The sequence below is a fragment of the Nocardioides sp. CPCC 206348 genome (assembly GCF_048654705.1).
Taxonomy (GTDB): domain Bacteria; phylum Actinomycetota; class Actinomycetes; order Propionibacteriales; family Nocardioidaceae; genus Nocardioides.
This window is the reverse complement of sequence record NZ_JBMCZA010000198.1, coordinates 133565-133955: the sequence shown is the minus strand read 5'-3', so window position 1 is coordinate 133955 and position 391 is coordinate 133565. Positions and strand designations below refer to the sequence as shown.

General features: G+C 72.4%; 1 protein-coding gene. It reads right to left on the bottom strand.

Annotated elements, in window-relative coordinates; all coding sequences use genetic code 11:
- Positions 1 to 39: 39 nt before the first annotated feature.
- On the bottom strand, positions 40 to 391 hold a 352-nt coding region (locus tag ACOADB_RS19110), incomplete at its 5' end, for a 2Fe-2S iron-sulfur cluster-binding protein (RefSeq protein ID WP_378602026.1).

The window sequence follows — 391 nt, the reverse complement described above, 5'->3', positions numbered from 1 at the left end:
GTGGTGGTGGGCATGATGCCTCCCGATCGATCGAGGGTGTCAGTAGAGGTCGGCGCGGACGACGAGCCGGTCGCCCCGGGCGCGCGAGACGCAGGGCAGCAGGCAGCCCGCGGCGCGTTCGTCGTCGGTGAGGGAGCCGTCGCGGTGGTCCGCGTCGCCGTCGACGACGGTGAGCCGGCAGGTGCCGCAGAAGCCCTGGCGGCAGGAGTACGGGATCGCGGGGTACGCCTCGGCCAGCACGTCGAGCGGCGATCGGTCCGCCGGTACCTCGAAGACCTCGCCGGTGTTCTCGAGCTCGAGCGTGAACGCCCGGCCGTCGACGACCGGCGGTGCCGAGAAGCGCTCGAAGTGGAACTCGATGTCGGCCCGGTCCAGGAGGCCCGACCGCAAC